This is a genomic window from Staphylococcus sp. GDY8P85P (assembly GCF_017892405.1).
Classification (GTDB): domain Bacteria; phylum Bacillota; class Bacilli; order Staphylococcales; family Staphylococcaceae; genus Staphylococcus; species Staphylococcus borealis.
This window is the reverse complement of the sequence record NZ_JAESLA010000023.1, coordinates 19,339-34,658: the sequence shown is the minus strand read 5'-3', so window position 1 is coordinate 34,658 and position 15,320 is coordinate 19,339. Positions and strand designations below refer to the sequence as shown.

At 31.8% G+C, this 15,320-nt stretch carries 15 protein-coding genes, 1 pseudogene and 1 riboswitch; of the genes and pseudogenes, 11 read left to right on the top strand and 5 right to left on the bottom strand.

What is annotated here, in order from left to right; translation table 11 throughout:
• Positions 1–100: riboswitch (TPP riboswitch) on the bottom strand.
• 551 nt (positions 101–651) lie between these two features.
• Entirely contained in the window at positions 652–771 is a 120-nt protein-coding gene (gene graF / locus KA828_RS05925; protein WP_011276152.1) for a glycopeptide resistance-associated protein GraF, read from the bottom strand.
• A 149-nt stretch (positions 772–920) separates the two neighbouring features.
• On the opposite strand from graF, the gene auxA reads away from it, so the two are divergent.
• The 5 genes from auxA to ptsP all read left to right on the top strand — a co-directional run bounded on the left by auxA (position 921) and on the right by ptsP (position 6,491).
• Positions 921–2,216, top strand: coding sequence for a lipoteichoic acid stability factor AuxA (gene auxA, locus KA828_RS05920; RefSeq protein ID WP_210125715.1), 1,296 nt, complete (start codon positions 921–923; stop codon positions 2,214–2,216).
• 187 nt (positions 2,217–2,403) lie between these two features.
• The gene (locus tag KA828_RS05915; protein WP_210125713.1) at positions 2,404–3,576 is read left to right on the top strand and encodes a class I SAM-dependent rRNA methyltransferase; all 1,173 of its coding nucleotides are present in this window, start codon (positions 2,404–2,406) and stop codon (positions 3,574–3,576) included.
• A gap of 57 nt (positions 3,577–3,633) precedes the next feature.
• Positions 3,634–4,176: a hypothetical protein gene (locus KA828_RS05910; RefSeq protein ID WP_053022619.1), complete on the top strand. Its 543-nt coding sequence runs from the start codon at positions 3,634–3,636 to the stop codon at positions 4,174–4,176.
• 330 nt (positions 4,177–4,506) lie between these two features.
• Positions 4,507–4,773: a phosphocarrier protein HPr gene (locus KA828_RS05905; RefSeq protein ID WP_011276148.1), complete on the top strand. Its 267-nt coding sequence runs from the start codon at positions 4,507–4,509 to the stop codon at positions 4,771–4,773.
• Positions 4,774–4,775: 2 nt separating this feature from the next.
• Positions 4,776–6,491: a phosphoenolpyruvate--protein phosphotransferase gene (gene ptsP, locus KA828_RS05900; protein WP_053029141.1), complete on the top strand. Its 1,716-nt coding sequence runs from the start codon at positions 4,776–4,778 to the stop codon at positions 6,489–6,491.
• A 111-nt stretch (positions 6,492–6,602) separates the two neighbouring features.
• On the opposite strand, the gene KA828_RS05895 is transcribed toward ptsP, so the two are convergent.
• Positions 6,603–6,836 (bottom strand): glutaredoxin family protein, encoded by a 234-nt coding sequence (locus KA828_RS05895; protein WP_053029142.1) that lies wholly within the window; start codon positions 6,834–6,836, stop codon positions 6,603–6,605.
• 201 nt (positions 6,837–7,037) lie between these two features.
• Here KA828_RS05895 and KA828_RS05890 point away from each other — a divergent pair, with 201 nt between their 5' ends.
• From KA828_RS05890 to KA828_RS05870, 5 genes and pseudogenes are all read left to right on the top strand, one after another.
• The gene (locus tag KA828_RS05890; RefSeq protein WP_053029143.1) at positions 7,038–8,390 is read left to right on the top strand and encodes a cytochrome ubiquinol oxidase subunit I; all 1,353 of its coding nucleotides are present in this window, start codon (positions 7,038–7,040) and stop codon (positions 8,388–8,390) included.
• Positions 8,390–9,406: a cytochrome d ubiquinol oxidase subunit II gene (locus tag KA828_RS05885; RefSeq protein WP_053017747.1), complete on the top strand. Its 1,017-nt coding sequence runs from the start codon at positions 8,390–8,392 to the stop codon at positions 9,404–9,406. Before KA828_RS05890 ends, KA828_RS05885 begins: the two co-directional genes overlap by 1 nt.
• Before the next feature lie 125 nt (positions 9,407–9,531).
• Positions 9,532–10,191 (top strand): potassium channel family protein, encoded by a 660-nt coding sequence (locus KA828_RS05880; RefSeq protein ID WP_011276142.1) that lies wholly within the window; start codon positions 9,532–9,534, stop codon positions 10,189–10,191.
• A gap of 160 nt (positions 10,192–10,351) precedes the next feature.
• Positions 10,352–10,741, top strand: coding sequence for a YbaN family protein (locus KA828_RS05875; RefSeq protein ID WP_210125711.1), 390 nt, complete (start codon positions 10,352–10,354; stop codon positions 10,739–10,741).
• A gap of 423 nt (positions 10,742–11,164) precedes the next feature.
• Positions 11,165–11,560: pseudogene (locus KA828_RS05870) on the top strand (IS5/IS1182 family transposase); the annotation flags it as partial.
• On the opposite strand, the gene rnjA reads toward KA828_RS05870, so the two are convergent.
• The 3 genes from rnjA to def form a co-directional block, all read right to left on the bottom strand.
• A complete protein-coding gene (gene rnjA, locus KA828_RS05865) occupies positions 11,557–13,236 on the bottom strand; it encodes a ribonuclease J1 (protein WP_075108513.1) in 1,680 nt (559 codons plus the stop codon). The pseudogene KA828_RS05870 and the gene rnjA overlap by 4 nt on opposite strands.
• A complete protein-coding gene (locus tag KA828_RS05860; RefSeq protein ID WP_053022625.1) occupies positions 13,236–13,454 on the bottom strand; it encodes a DNA-dependent RNA polymerase subunit epsilon in 219 nt (72 codons plus the stop codon). The genes rnjA and KA828_RS05860 overlap by 1 nt, the downstream gene beginning before the upstream one ends.
• A gap of 489 nt (positions 13,455–13,943) precedes the next feature.
• Positions 13,944–14,495 carry a peptide deformylase gene (gene def / locus KA828_RS05855; RefSeq protein WP_075108512.1) on the bottom strand — a complete coding sequence of 184 codons (552 nt, stop codon included), beginning with the start codon at positions 14,493–14,495 and terminating at the stop codon, positions 13,944–13,946.
• 130 nt (positions 14,496–14,625) lie between these two features.
• Here def and KA828_RS05850 point away from each other — a divergent pair, with 130 nt between their 5' ends.
• The gene (locus tag KA828_RS05850) at positions 14,626–15,249 is read left to right on the top strand and encodes a YkyA family protein (protein ID WP_075108511.1); all 624 of its coding nucleotides are present in this window, start codon (positions 14,626–14,628) and stop codon (positions 15,247–15,249) included.
• The last annotated feature ends 71 nt before the right edge of the window (positions 15,250–15,320 follow it).

Here is a 15,320-nt window from a genome sequence, read left to right as displayed (position 1 = left end):
TTTATATTAGCAACACTTTCCTACGCTAGTTTTAACTAGTTCAGGTTCAAAGGGTTCGAGGTAAAACCTCATCTCAGTATACACACCCCTAGTGCGTTTTATATTTAATTTATTTTAAATGTATGACTTTTATGAATTAATGTCAAGGCGATTTTAATTAAATTAAATAAAATGAAAGAAAAATCGATGGGAGTGGGACAGAATTCTTTTAAATTCGTCGTATCCCCAACCTGCTTAGCTTGTAAAATCACTTTCGTGATTTTTTGTGTTGGGGCCCAGACTCCCAGCTTGCTTTGTTTGTAGAATTTCTTGATGAAATTCTCTTTGCTGGGGCCCCGACCCCAACTTGCTTTGCTTGTAGAATTTCTTTATGAAATTCTCTTTGTTGGGGCCCCGCCCGCAAGGGTGACTAGAACTGATAAAAGCTTGAATTAAGCGCCTTCTCAGTTCAGTCAGCTACTGCGAATTTGCAAAAATAGCTTCATTATATTATTTATGTCCCGGACTCGAAACATTATGAGTTGATGGCCTTAAATACTTTTAAAAATGAAAAGAACTGAGAAACGCATGAAATAGAGCGCCATCTCAGTTCGGTTAGCTACGCAAATGAATGAGTGAAGCTGTAGCCTTTATAAATAATTGCTTTAGTAATTAATCTAAAGTGTCTTGAACATCTTTTTTAGTTTGTTCGATGTCATCAGTTTTTTCTTCTTTTTGTTCTTTTAATTTTTCTTCTACTTCTTTTGCTTTTTTAGCATCTTCGTTTGTCATAATGAACACTCCTTGTTAGATTAATGTTTACAATTTAAGTTTACCCATATAAAACTAGGATAAACTTATATAGGTCTCAAGATGTATTTTATTGTTTAATAAAGACAAGATTAACATCTTACTATATAATGAATTTTGAGGTGAACAGTATGTCTTTTCTTAAGAAACACACCGAGATTATTTTTAGTTATATTGTCGGTATCGTTTCACTCTTCACGGGTCTCATAATACTTATAAATTTACCTTTAATTAATCAATTAAAGGATAAAGATAAAGTTGAATTAAAAATTCATAATTTATGGGATTTCCTTAATGCATTCTTCAGTGAAATTATTAGAGTGATGAGTAGGTTCATAGGCAACTTTCCTATTATTAGTGCAGTCATAATTATTCTGTTTGGTATTCTTGTAATGCTTATTGGTTATGCATTATATAGAACTACGAAATATGATTACGACATCTCAATTTTCTTTTTAATTATTGGGATTTTATACTTCCTCATTTCAATTACTTTAATGACTCAAGTATATAGTTTTTGGGCAATTATTTTTATTATTCCTTTTATTATTCACACAGGCTACATTGTATATAAAGATGAACTTAATGTTGCTAATAGAAAAAATCATTACTTATGGATTATCTTTTCTTATGGAATAAGTTATTTAATTACTCAAATTTCTTTATACGGCAAAATTGATGCCAATGAAATTGCACCAATAGATATTTTAAGTGTAAATACATTTTTCTTAGTAATGTGGTTATTAGCGCAAGCTTCAATTTGGAATTTCTTATTCTTAAGAAGATCCTTACCATTGACTAAAGAAGAATTGGGAGAAGAAAAACCAGAATTATCAAGAACAAGTAAAGGAAATGTTTCGAATCAGTCTAAAGTTCATTTTAAACAGCTTCAAGATAAAACATCAGAATATGCACGTAAGACGAGAAGAAGTGTCGATTTAGAAAAAATCAGATCAAAACGTGATAAATTTAAGAATAAATTCAAAAATGTATTTAATATTGAAGAAGATGATATTCCTAATTGGATGAGACGTCCGAAATGGATTAAACCAGCGTATGTAGAAATATTCTGTGGTTTCATTTTATTCCTATTTACATTTATTGAATTTAATAACAGAAATGCTTTATTTGTATCAGGTGAATGGGAACTATCTCAAACACAATATGTTGTTGAATGGGTAACTTTATTATTATTAATGCTAGTTATTATCACTTATATTGCAACGACATTTACACATTTCTTAAGAGGTAAATATTATTATTTACAACTCTTTATGGTTAGTATTCTATTCTTTAAATTGTTAACTGAATTTGTAAACATTATGATTCATGGATTATTATTATCAATCTTTATAACTCCAACGTTAATCTTAATGTTGATAGCGGTTATTATCGCATTTACGTTACAATTGAGAGAAAGACCTTAATGCGTTTAATTTTGATAAGGTGGTAACGTGAAATCTATGGTGACGAAATAGACTTCACGTTCCGCCTTTTTTGTTTAATGTTGTTTTGTGTAATGATAATTTTATATTTGTTAAACTAGTGTTGAATGATAACGAGAGTATTGTATAAAATTCAAACTTAAAACAATCTAAATAGGAGCGTTTGAAAATGAAAATAGCCACATTAAATAGAGGTAAAGAAACAAAGTGTTTGAATCACTATCCGCTAGTAGATGAAGCGGATATTTATAACAATGATCATTTAAAAGAAGGCGACTTATTTTACATTATGAATGGTCAAGAACAGTACATTGCAACCGCATATGTTGGACGCCAACATAAGGGGTTAGGTTGGATATTAAGCTACGATCAAAATGAAACAATTAATACATCTTTTTTCGAAAAAAGATTTGAAATTGCATTACAAGAACGTGACTATTATTATCATATCGAAGGTACTAATGCGTTTAGATTATTCAATGCAGAAGGCGATGGCGTTGGTGGTTTAACGATTGACAACTACGATGGCCATTTATTGATTCAATGGTACTCAAAAGGAATATATAAATTCCGCTATAATGTCATTGAAGCGATTCAGAAAGTATTTCCATTTAAGTCGATTTTTGAAAAAATGCGTTTTAAAGATTCTGAATATACAGGTGGACATGTATTAGGAGAAACGCCTGAATTTCCAATAGTTATAGAGGAAAATTTCACATTTTATAATGTAGATTTAGATGATGGCTTGATGACAGGCATTTTCCTAGATCAAAAAGAAGTAAGAAAGAAATTACGAGACCACTTTGCAAAAGATAAGCATATACTTAATTTATTTAGTTATACTGGTGCATTTTCGGTTGTAGCTGCTAAAAATGCGACTACAACAACAAGTGTGGATTTAGCCAATCGTTCACGTAGTTTAACGGAAGAAAACTTTGGTTTAAATGGTATTGATCCTAAGAGCCAGTATATTTATGTAATGGATACATTTGATTTTTACAATTATGCTGCGCGACACGGCAAAGTATACGATACGATTGTGATTGATCCACCAAGTTTTGCTCGTAATAAGAAGAAGACATTTTCAGTACAAAAGAATTACGATGATTTAATTAATGGTGCATTAAATATACTTGCTCCAAATGGGTCTCTATTATTATGTACAAATTCAAGTGCTTTTTCATTGAAAGCCTTTAAAAATGTTATTAAAACTACACTTAATGAAGCAGATGTAGCATATGATATTGAGGAAGTTATGGGCTTGCCTAAGGATTTTAAAACGCACCCGCACTATAAGCCGTCAAAATACTTAAAAGCTGTATTTATTAATATCAAGCATTAAATCATTAAAAATGGGTATACATGTTTAATGAATGATTTAAGAAAGGTGTGTCTTTAAATGGGCATTATGAATAAATTTACAAGTGGCGTTACAAATAAAGTTGGAAACAAAGTTTTAAATATTGAAGAAATTAAAGAAAAAAGTAACTTACCGACTACTAAAGAAGAATTAGCTGAACGCAGAGCAAAAGCGGAAACAATTGTGAAGAAAAAATCATTATTATCATCAAGCATGAGTATTGTGCCAATTCCTGGACTAGACTTTGGCGTAGATATTAAATTAATGCGAGACATTATTGAAGATGTTAATAAAATTTATGGTCTAGATCACAAACAAGTGAATACGCTTGGGGATGATGTGAAAGAACGAATTTTAGCAGCAGCTGCAATTCAAGGTAGTTCATTTATTGGTAAAAAAGTATCAAGTGCTGTGTTAAAAGTGGTTATTAGAGACATGGCAAAACGAGCTGCAGCGAAACAAACGAAATGGTTCCCTGTTGTTGGACAAGCTGTTTCAGCATCAATCAGTTACTACTTCATGAATAAACTTGGGCGCGAACATATCGAAAAATGTGAAAAAGTGCTTCATGATATTATTTAAAATGAAAATGTTGTAGTATAATTGGAGTAAGCTTAATGATAAAGGCTAAATAGTTATCATACGAATTTGTCATAAATTATAATTTAAACCAAAGTTGTGACAGTGATTTTAATTTGTGTTGTTATGCATATGATAAGTAAAAATATTGAAGGTTAAAATCGACTTTTTACAATTTGAAACACTTGTTTATTTCTATAAAAACCAATTATAATAGTTTTTCAATCCTATTAGAATTGAATTTAGTAATATATTTTGGTAGTGTTATGGTATAAAATTATGTTAGATTATGACAAATTTGAATATTCTAACTTTGCGAAGGAGAAATAGATTATGGAACAAAAATCTTATGTAATTATCGATGAAACAGGTATTCATGCACGCCCTGCAACTATGTTAGTTCAAACTGCATCAAAATTTGATTCAGATATTCAATTAGAATATAACGGTAAAAAAGTTAACTTAAAATCAATCATGGGTGTTATGAGTTTAGGTGTAGGTAAAGATGCTGAAATCACTATCTACGCTGATGGAAGCGATGAAGCAGACGCAATTCAAGCAATCAGTGATGTCTTATCTAAAGAAGGTTTAACTGAATAATTATGTCAAAATTAATTAATGGTATTGCGGCATCAGATGGTGTCGCAATTGCTAAAGCTTATTTATTAGTAGAACCTGATTTATCATTCACTAATGAAAAAGTTACAGATACTGATGCTGAAATTCGAAAATTCAGAAATGCGTTAGAAGCTTCTAAAATTGAATTAACTAAAATCAGAAATAATGCTGAAAAGCAATTAGGTCCTGATAAAGCTGCAATTTTTGATGCGCATTTATTAGTACTTGATGATCCTGAGTTAATTCAACCAATCGAAGATAAAATTGCGAATGAAAAAGTAAGTGCTCCAGAAGCCCTTGATGAAGTTACTTCACAATTTATTACAATCTTCGAATCTATGGATAATGAATACATGAGAGAGCGTGCTGCAGATATTAGAGACGTGTCAAAACGTGTGTTAGCACATCTTTTAGGTGTTGAATTACCAAACCCAAGTATGATTGATGAAAGTGTTGTTATCGTTGGAAATGACTTAACACCTTCAGATACAGCACAATTAAATAAAGAATTTGTTCAAGGTTTCGTTACAAATATTGGTGGTCGTACAAGCCATTCAGCAATTATGAGTCGCTCATTAGAAATTGCTGCAGTTGTAGGTACGAAATCAATTACTAAAGAAGTGAAGCAAGGCGATATGGTTATCGTTGATGGTATCACTGGTGACGTTATTGTTGACCCAACAGAAGATGAGTTAATTGCTTATCAAAACAAACGTGAACGTTTCTTTGAAGATAAAAAAGAATTACAAAAATTACGTGATGCTGAAACAGTAACCATCGACGGAGAACATGCAGAATTAGCTGCAAATATCGGTACACCTGATGACTTATATGGTGTAATGGAAAATGGTGCTGAAGGAATCGGATTATACAGAACTGAATTCCTTTATATGGGTAGAGATCAAATGCCAACAGAAGATGAGCAATTTGAAGCCTATAAAAAAGTGCTTGAAACAATGAAAGATAAACGTGTTGTAGTTCGTACGTTAGATATTGGTGGCGATAAAGAACTACCATATTTAAACTTACCTAAAGAAATGAATCCATTCTTAGGTTACAGAGCAATCCGTTTATGCTTAGATCAACAAGATATTTTTAGAACGCAATTACGTGCATTATTACGTGCTTCAGTATATGGTAAATTAAACATTATGTTCCCAATGGTCGCTACAATCAATGAATTCCGTGATGCGAAAGCGATTCTTTTAGAAGAAAAAGAAAATCTTAAAAATGATGGTCATGATATCTCTGATGACATTGAATTAGGCATCATGGTTGAGATTCCATCTACAGCTGCATTAGCTGATATCTTTGCTAAAGAAGTTGATTTCTTCAGTATTGGTACGAATGATTTAATTCAATATACTATGGCAGCTGACCGTATGTCAGAACGCGTTTCTTACTTATATCAACCATACAACCCAGCTATTTTACGCTTAGTTAAGCAAGTTATTGAAGCTTCTCATAAAGAAGGTAAATGGACTGGTATGTGTGGTGAAATGGCTGGAGATGAAACAGCGATTCCATTATTACTAGGTTTAGGATTAGATGAGTTCTCAATGAGTGCGACATCTATTTTAAAAGCTAGAAGACAAATCAATGGTTTAAGTAAAAATGAAATGTCTGAATTAGCTAACCGTGCAATTAATTGTGCTACTCAAGAAGAAGTAAAAGATTTAGTTAATCATATTTCTAAATAATGTTATATAGATTAAACACCTTAACTGACGTTAAGGTGTTTTTTTACAATAAAAACCGAACAACTAAATCATTTCATTTAGTGCTAGGCTTGTATCGTTAATATGATTATGTTATGAACCAATATGACATGCAGCATTAATCTTATCTAAATCCACTTGATACATTGGTTCGCCATCTAAGAGAATAAATGGTGTAGCGAATGCATCATAATCCATCATTTCAGCGCGATATTGTTGATTCGCAATGTTCTTTTCAATATAACCGACCTTGTGTTCAGTAAGATAATTTTTTACAAATGTACAAGGGGGACAATCATTTTGAGTAAAAATAACGATGTTTGGCAATCGAGCTCACTCCTATCGAGTTATTATCATGAAAATTACTATATATAATTTTCGAAAGAAATGCAAACTGTGAAAATTATGTGAATTTCATCAAAAAAATCTTCCTTAAATTTAAGCAAAAGGATTTAGTTAGAAAATAGAACATTATATAATTTATATTAATTGCTTTTTAAAAATAGATATAGAAAAGGTGATGAAATTATGGATTCCGTTGAAATTAGTCGTTTCCTAACTGGTATGACGTTAGCAGTACATATCATCTTTGCGACGATAGGTGTTGGTATGCCACTTATGTTCGCAATTGCAGAATTTTTAGGAATCAAAAACAAGGATCCTAAATATATAGCATTAGCCAAGCGTTGGTCGAAAGGTTATACCATTACTGTTGCTGTCGGTGTTGTAACAGGTACAATTATCGGTTTACAATTATCATTAATTTGGCCAACATTTATGAAAATGGGTGGGCATGTCATTGCTTTACCACTATTTATGGAGACATTTGCTTTCTTCTTTGAAGCGATATTCTTAAGTATTTATTTATATACATGGGATCGTTTCAAAAATAAATGGACACACTTCATTATTAGCATCCCAGTTATTATCGGAGGTTCATTCTCTGCGTTCTTTATTACATCAGTGAACTCATTCATGAATACACCAGCAGGATTTGAAATGAAGGACGGCAAAATGGTTAATGTACAACCACTTGAAGCAATGTTCAATCCTTCATTCCTAGTAAGAGCGTTCCATGTAGTAGCTACTGCAGGTATGACAATGGCGTTTGTTCTAGCATCTATTGCAGCATTTAAACTATTGAAAAATAAATATAATAAAGATGCAGAATATCATAAAAAAGCTTTAAAAATGACTATGATTGTTGGATTCTTATCAACATTATTGTCAATGTTAGCGGGAGACTTATCAGCTAAATTCTTACACCAAGCGCAACCTGAGAAATTAGCGGCTTACGAGTGGCACTTTGATACGCAATCGAAAGCGGATTTAGTATTCTTCGGTGTATTAAACGAGAAGACTCAAGAAGTTGAAGGTGCTATCAAAATACCAGGCATGCTGAGTTTCTTAGCGGATAATAATGTAAACACTAAAGTAGAAGGACTCAATGATTTTCCGAAAGATGAATTACCTCCATTAATTGTCCATTACTTCTTTGATTTAATGGTAACTATGGGTGTATTATGCTTTGTTATTTCAGGTGCTTTTATTTTAACTTTAATCATTAAGAAACTACGTAAATTCGTTACGCATAAAGGTATGTTATACGCGATTCTTCTTACTGGGCCAGCTTCTATGTTAGCTATCGAATTTGGATGGTTTTTAACTGAGGTTGGGCGTCAACCATGGATAGTTAGAGGATATATGCGTGTGAGTGAAGCTGCTACGCAAGCAGGAGGAATAACATTAGTTACTATACTATTTGGATTACTCTACTTAGTATTACTCTTTACATCAGCATATGTACTCATTCGTATGTTCAAAGATAAACCTGCCCAAGATGATGTAGATAAAGTCATCGAAAAAGGAGGTCATGCTTAATGGATTACACTACAATAGGTATTACCGTACTTTGGACGTTCTTATTTTTATATATCATTGTTGCTTCAATTGACTTTGGTGCGGGTTTCTTTACTTTACACACTAAATTAACTGGAGAAGAGAAAAAGATTAACCACTTAGTTGAACGATACTTAAATCCAGTATGGGAAGTTACAAATGTATTCTTCGTGTTCTTCTTTGTTGGATTTGTAGGATTTTTCCCTGATTCAGCATTATATTTTGGTACTGTGTTGCTAGTACCTGGTTCTATTGCGCTTATTCTGATTTCTATTCGAGGAAGTTTCTACGCATTTGAACATTATGGTCAAGACACTAAATTGCCATGGATAGTTATGTATGGTTTAACAGGTTTGTTAATTCCAGCATCATTAGCAACGGTATTAACAATATCTGAAGGTGGCTATATCAATGAACGTGGTTCACATTTTGATTTAGATTGGTTCCAATTACTACTTAGTCCATTTGCTTGGTCAGTCGTCTTTTTAGCAATCATTAGTGTATTGTATATATCTTCAGGATTTTTAACATACTATGCATCGAAAGCTAAAGATGAAGTGGCATATAAATATATGAGACAATGGTTTATTTTCTGGGGACCTCCTATGATTATTATTTCACTATTTGTTTTCTTATCGTTGAGAATTCAAAATGCAGATCATTTCAATAATGCAGTACAACATTACTGGTGGATGTTTGCACTAAGCTTCATTTGTTTCATTGTAGCGGGTATTTTGAACTTCATTAAGAAATATCATGGTCTAGCATTTATAATGGTGATACTCCAAATGGCATTTGCATTTTATGGATATGGCATAAGTAAATTACCTTATTTATTATATCCATTTATTAAGGTAAGTGATTCAGGTGTTAATGATTCAATGGGATTAGCACTTGTGATTGTATTTATTTTAGGTTTACTTTTATTAGTTCCATCGTTAATATTATTATTGAGATTATTTGTATTCGATAAAGAATATGTAGAAGGTAAAAAATAACTATAATAATAGAAGGGGGCTGAGATAATGAACATCAATGTATATTAACTTTATGAAGTATAATTTTCATGATGTCATTCATCTCAGCCTTTGCCTTATTTTTAAGAGATAGGGGTAGCCGTTCAATGGAGAAAGAATATGTTGTTATTGGGTTAGGTCGTTTTGGTGGAAGTATAGTAAGAGAGTTAAATGCGTTAGATATGGATGTTATGGCAATTGATAGAGACGAGGCGCGTGTTAATGAATATAGTGACATTGCAACGCACGCAGTCGTAGCAGATACGACAGATGAAGCTGTGATGAAAAGTTTAGGTATTCGTAACTTTGATCATGTTATCGTAGCAATTGGTGAAAATATACAATCTAGTACATTAACGACGCTTATACTTAAAGAATTAGGTGTTAAAAAAGTTACAGCAAAAGCTCAAAATGATTATCATGCTAAAATATTAAATAAAATTGGTGCAGATACAGTTGTCCATCCTGAGAGAGATATGGGACGTCGAATTGCGCATAATGTAGCAAGCGCTAGTGTTTTAGACTATCTTGAATTAGCAGATGAACACTCACTAGTTGAATTAAAAGCAAGTGAAAAAATGACAGGACAATCAATTATTGATTTAGATATTCGTGCGCAATTTGGGATCAATATTATTGCGATTAAACGTGGTAAAGAAATTGTTGTATCCCCAGACCCTTCGATGAACATCGAATTTGGAGATATATTGATTATGATAGGTCATGATAATGATTTAAATCGTTTTGAAAAGAAAATTGTAAGATAAAGTTTGCATCACAATTATTAAAGGACTTCGAATCATAGACATGAGATCGATTGACGATTTGGTAACTTTAATACTTGTGATGTTTTTATAATAACTAGAGGGAACGTAAGTAAAAAATATCTAGTTTTAATAATGGGATATGGAGTGATGATACAAGTAAATGAGATATGTATTAATAGCATTAGGTATATTTTTTACTGTAATAGCTTTTATAGGTGCAGTGTTACCATTATTACCGACAACACCTTTTTTAATTTTAGCGGTTATATGCTTTACGAATAGTTCCAAAAAGTTCAAAGTATGGCTTGAAAGGACTCAAATTTATAAAGATTACGTTGAGAATCTTAAAAAGTATAAAGGTTATACGATGAAAGAAAAAATAAGAATACTTATAAGTTTATATATAGTAGTTGGTTTTTCTATTTTTATGATTTCAAACTTATATATTCGAATTGGATTAGTCATTATGGTAATCATTCAAACGATTGTGTTATTTACATTTGTTAAGACATTACCAGCGAATTTTAATCAAGACAAAGGATCATCATAGTCATCGTAATCAGGAAGAGGTTGGGACATCATTCCTAGCAAAAATGCCAGTAAATGAGTTTTTTATAAATTCATTTACTGGCTTCTTTATTTACAATACTTCGTATTTTTGGCTCGCTTGCCCAACGTGCTTTGCTTGTAGATTTTCATGTTGAAAATCCCTTTGCTAGGGCCCCGCACACAGCGTTATTCGTCATTCATCTTTAGAATGTCTTACATAAGTGCGTTAGCACTTATGTTCATTAATAATCAACACAAGCGTCTTGCCACAATACTTTATATTTATATGTAATTTTATATTGAAATACTAAAAAATATAATATGACTCAAGTAACTCTACCAAAGGATAATAATAGTTATTCTAAAATAGACCATGATGTCACATTGATGAAAATGAAAGAAGATTGTATGAAAAATGGACAACTGTATGAACTTCAATTCAAAAACAAATAAAAAATGAATGAAGAATTATAATTGTGAATGTTTTAAAGCCCAAATTAATTGAATACTTTTAGAATCTAAAACGAAAACCACCTACAGTCAAAGGAAAATTGATGTGGCGCTTACTTTTAGATTTATGAAGGCGATTTTGAGTTTCACTCGAATGTCTGTACAAGAGATAAATAAATCCAAAAGAGAACAAGGAATTGTGCTAATGCACATAATATAAAGAAAGTAACAACTCAATGAGCTAAAAATAATCAAAAAAATTATAAAAAAAGACAATTTCTATATTATTTCAATAGAAATTGTCTTAATTTACTTATCCTGGAACTTTATGTCCCGGACGCTATTACGTCATACGGAAACCATTTATTAATCTTCGTTCACTTTCATAATTACAGGTAAAATCATTGGACGACGTGCTGTTTTATCATATAAATAAGGTTGTAGTGTCTCAATGATTGACGATTTAATTTGATGCCATTGAATATTTGGATTAGCATTTAGTTTTGAAATAACATCAGTTTTAATTTTACGTTGCGCATCGTAAATTAATTGTCCAGATTCTCGCATATATACGAAACCACGAGAAATGATGTCTGGACCAGAAAGCAATTTATTAGTACTGAAATCGATACTAACGACGACTATGACTAAGCCTTCTTCAGATAATAATTTACGATCGCGGATAACGACATTACCAATATCACCAATACCACTACCATCAACTAACACATTTCCAGAAGGTATACGACCCGCTTTACGTGCTGAGTCATGTGTTAATGCAAGCACGTCACCGATATCAAAGATAAAGACATTTTCTTCTTTAACACCACAGTCAACACCAGTCTGACCATGTGCTTTAAGCATGCGATATTCACCGTGAATAGGTAAGAAGTATTTCGGTTGAATTAAGCGAAGCATTAATTGCTGATCGCCTTGTGAACCGTGACCTGATGTATGGATATTAGATATTTTGCTATGAATTACATCAGCACCAGCTTTATATAAAGCATTAATAGTGCGGTTGATACTCTTAGTATTACCTGGAATAGGTGAAGAACTGAAGACTACAGTATCATCTGGAATAATTTTAATTTGTTTATGCGTTCCATTTGCGATACGAGATAAAGCAGCCATCGGTTCACCTTGAGAGCCTGTACATAGAATAAGTAATTCATGTTTAGGAATATTGTTAATTTTATTTGGCTCCACAAAAGTTTCTGGCGGTGCTTTAATGTAACCAAGCTCCATACCAATTTTGATATTATTTTCCATAGAACGACCAAATGTTACAATTTTACGATTGTATTTAATTGCAGCTTCAACCGCTTGTTGTACACGGTAAATATTAGATGCAAAGGTAGCAAATATAATACGTCCCTTACAATTACGGAAAATCTTATCAACGTTCTGTCCGACTTCTCGCTCACTTAGTGTGAAATCAGGAACTAAGGCATTAGTTGAGTCAGATAGAAGACATAGTACACCTTCTTTACCTAATTCTGCCATTTTAGCAATATTCGCTGGTTCACCTACAGGCGTGAAATCAAATTTAAAGTCACCAGTGTGAACAATTTTGCCTTCAGGTGTGTCGATAATTACACCGTAAGCTTCAGGAATACTATGTGTTGTTAGATAAAATGATATTTCAAAGTGTTTCGATTTAATAACACTATCTTCTGTAATCTCATTTAATGACGCATTACGTAACAAGTTGTGTTCATCTAGCTTATTACGTATTAGTCCTAAAGCTAATGGACCGCCATAAATAGGTACATTAATTTGCTTTAATAGGTAGGGCACACCACCTATATGGTCTTCATGTCCGTGCGTTATGAATAGACCGACAATTTTATCTTGATTTTGTTCGAGGTAAGTGTAATCAGGAATGACGTAGTCAATTCCTAGTAAATTATCATCAGGGAATTTAATTCCAGCATCTATGATGACGATTTCGTTTTTATATTCGATGGCGTAAGTGTTTTTACCGACTTCACCTAAGCCACCTAAAGCATATACACCTACTTCGTTAGAATGTAATTGCTTCATTATTGAGCATTCTCCACGTTGAAATGATCAGAATGTTCTTTTTCATATTCTAAATGTGCGCCCTCTAATTTAGTAATGAATTCGATATTATAATTGCGGTCTTTTAAATAACGTCTTACTTGTTCCTCTGTTTCACCTTCAACATAAATTGTATTTGTGTTTTCACGAACGATTACTTCGTCTTTGTTATGTTGGAAAAATACTTTAAATACTGTCATATTGGATAGTTCCTCCTAAATTTAAACATCTTAATTGATTTTATTAATCTGAAACCTCAACCAACTTGATACGTCCAGTCATATTGCGTAGGTTAATAGTAGTACTTTATCAATTTACAATTATTTGCAGATATTGATTTGTCTACGTGTTGATATTAGCGTCATGTTATAAATATCGACCTAATAGTTATGAGATTAAGCACAATATGATATGTTTCTGACTTTCAAGCGTGTATTAAGGCAAATATAAATGTCGTTCATTATTTGAAAATTAGCATTACACTATGATTTCAGTTACTGTTTATTTTACATTATGTATATAAATAAATAAAGCAGTTTATATCTGTTAAACACTTCAATTACTAGATATAAAGTCTAAATATTATTAAATAAGTAAGAATTAAATTATTGTTCACGCCGTCGATAAATAAAAAACTCAAACTACTTCCATATTTGAAAATAGCTTGAGTAAAATAAATTTGATTAAAGTTAAACCTCAACTGAGTCTGGTAATGGTGTTAATGGATTGTCTTGATCAATATAATCATAGAACATAATACCGTTTAAATGATCGATTTCATGTTGGAAAATAATTGCAGGATAACCTTTTAATCTCAATTTAACTTCATTACCGTCAATGTCTAATGCTTTAATAGTTACTCTATAATGTCTATGAACTAATCCGGGAATATTTTCATCCACACTCAAACAACCTTCACCAGTAGGTAGATAGGCGTGTTGAACACTGTGGCTCATGATTTTAGGATTAACCAGCATATAGTCATATGATTTACCGTTTCCATCATCAGGTAAGTAAACAGCAATCATTCTTTTAGAAACATTGATTTGAGGAGCAGCTAGACCAACGCCTGAACGTAAACCATATTTTTTAGCAATGTCATCATCTTGACTGTTAATTAAAAATTGACGCATTTCTTTTAATGTATTTCTATCTTCATCAGATAACGGTAAATTTACGTCTTCCGCTTTAGCACGTAACGTAGGATGACCATCTCTGATAATATCTTTCATAGTTAACATGTCATACACCTTCCTTATAATAAAATATAACAGAAAAACGAATCATAAGTACATTATCTTATTTCATTTGATTTATAAAGCATAATTCTATATGATAACAGTCGAATGACTACGAGGAGGTTTACACTCAATGAAACTACGTAAAACAGTTGCAGTAGTAGCAGCGTCGACAGTTTTATTAGCAGGCTGTACAACAGATAAAAAAGAAGTGAAAGCATACAATGAAAATGTTCAAAAAGCGTTTGATAAAGAACAACCGATTAATAGTATTAGCAAGAAATTAAATTCTCTTGAAGAAAAGAAACAAGATTTATATAAAAAAGCGAATAGTGATAACGAGGAAACACGTAAGAAAGCTGCTGATGATATTCTTGATAATATTAAACAAAGAGAAGATACATTTGATAAAGAAATAGCAGCATTAGATGATTCTAAGAAACAATTTAATAAAGGCGAGTCACACATCAAAGAAATTAAAAGTGATGACAAGAAAAAAGAACTTAAACAATTAGATGATGCAGTTAAAAACAAATATAAAGTCCATGACAAATATGCGGATGCCTATAAGAATGTTTTAGATAAAGAAAAAGATTTATTCGAACTTATCAAACAGGATGGTATAACGCAATCTCAAGTAGATGAAAAGAATGATGCATTAAATAAAGCACAGAAGAATTTCCAAGACAAATTTAAAGAATATTCAAAAGCTATGAACACAGTAAATAAAGAAAAACAAGATGTTGATAATCTGTAGTACTTTTCGTATTGATACAGATTGAATATCGATAATGATACAGTTGGAAAAACTGTATCTTTTTTAGTAAT

What these genes read in the sequence shown, in the direction of transcription:
- rnjA (WP_075108513.1), bottom strand. Translation starts at nt 13,236, where the DNA reads ATGAAGCAATTACATTCTAACGAAGTAGGTGTATATGCTTTAGGTGGC.
- KA828_RS05880 (WP_011276142.1), top strand. Translation starts at nt 9,532, where the DNA reads ATGGAGAAAGAATATGTTGTTATTGGGTTAGGTCGTTTTGGTGGAAGT.
- KA828_RS05905 (WP_011276148.1), top strand. Translation starts at nt 4,507, where the DNA reads ATGGAACAAAAATCTTATGTAATTATCGATGAAACAGGTATTCATGCA.
- graF (WP_011276152.1), bottom strand. Translation starts at nt 771, where the DNA reads ATGACAAACGAAGATGCTAAAAAAGCAAAAGAAGTAGAAGAAAAATTA.
- KA828_RS05875 (WP_210125711.1), top strand. Translation starts at nt 10,352, where the DNA reads ATGAGATATGTATTAATAGCATTAGGTATATTTTTTACTGTAATAGCT.
- KA828_RS05890 (WP_053029143.1), top strand. Translation starts at nt 7,038, where the DNA reads ATGGATTCCGTTGAAATTAGTCGTTTCCTAACTGGTATGACGTTAGCA.
- ptsP (WP_053029141.1), top strand. Translation starts at nt 4,776, where the DNA reads ATGTCAAAATTAATTAATGGTATTGCGGCATCAGATGGTGTCGCAATT.
- auxA (WP_210125715.1), top strand. Translation starts at nt 921, where the DNA reads ATGTCTTTTCTTAAGAAACACACCGAGATTATTTTTAGTTATATTGTC.
- KA828_RS05850 (WP_075108511.1), top strand. Translation starts at nt 14,626, where the DNA reads ATGAAACTACGTAAAACAGTTGCAGTAGTAGCAGCGTCGACAGTTTTA.
- def (WP_075108512.1), bottom strand. Translation starts at nt 14,495, where the DNA reads ATGTTAACTATGAAAGATATTATCAGAGATGGTCATCCTACGTTACGT.
- KA828_RS05860 (WP_053022625.1), bottom strand. Translation starts at nt 13,454, where the DNA reads ATGACAGTATTTAAAGTATTTTTCCAACATAACAAAGACGAAGTAATC.
- KA828_RS05910 (WP_053022619.1), top strand. Translation starts at nt 3,634, where the DNA reads ATGGGCATTATGAATAAATTTACAAGTGGCGTTACAAATAAAGTTGGA.
- KA828_RS05915 (WP_210125713.1), top strand. Translation starts at nt 2,404, where the DNA reads ATGAAAATAGCCACATTAAATAGAGGTAAAGAAACAAAGTGTTTGAAT.
- KA828_RS05885 (WP_053017747.1), top strand. Translation starts at nt 8,390, where the DNA reads ATGGATTACACTACAATAGGTATTACCGTACTTTGGACGTTCTTATTT.